1 protein-coding gene and 1 pseudogene are annotated in these 656 nt (G+C 63.6%); both read right to left on the reverse strand.

What is annotated here, in order from left to right; all coding sequences use genetic code 11:
* A partial coding sequence (locus tag AC1DWF_RS35315; protein WP_476843120.1) for a hypothetical protein occupies positions 1-264 on the reverse strand: 264 nt, incomplete at its 3' end.
* Positions 264-656: pseudogene (locus AC1DWF_RS35320) on the reverse strand (phage tail protein); the annotation flags it as partial. The pseudogene AC1DWF_RS35320 and the gene AC1DWF_RS35315, both read right to left, overlap by 1 nt.

The raw sequence follows: 656 nt of genomic DNA on the forward strand, positions 1-656 counted from the left end.
CCCCGATACCGCCCCCGGCGAACCGTTCTGGACGACCGCCAGCGGCGTGTATCCAAGGCTCGGCCAGGTGGCGATGTAGGCACCGCCGCCACCCGGAATAGCGCCCGACCAAGACCCCGATCGGTAGATGAACAGCCCGCCGGCATCCTCGCTATCGAAGATGACGGCATTGGGCGGCACGTTGAGGTTATTGGCATCATAGCCCGGCTTCACAAAGCGCATGCGCTTGGAGCCGTTGATGTCCTTCAGGAAACCACGAGACATTAGTCCCACCACTCCATTGTACCAGTAGCTACGGTGAAGACGAATTTGCCGTCGGGCGCCTTGATGACACCGGCAGTGATCGTGCCAATGTTGGCCACGGCAAGCCGCAAGCCGCCCGCGTCGTAGACAAAGGGCATCGCCGTGCCCGCCCCGTTAGTCAGGACGAGTTGATCTGCGAACAGCACAATGCGCGAGAACGGGACGCCGCCAACCGAACCAACCTCCCAGAGCGTGCCCGCAGTGATCCACCCGCTGCCTGTGGTCGCGCGGACCTGCAGGACAACGCTCGCCTGGACATTCCCGCCGCTCCCGGCTTGAGCCTGCATGCGCCACAGACCATCAGCAGCCAGATTGCCCACCGTGGCCGAAACCGCTGTGTAGGCCGTCGCTAG

The sequence above is a fragment of the Aminobacter sp. P4_D5 genome, from assembly GCF_056401815.1.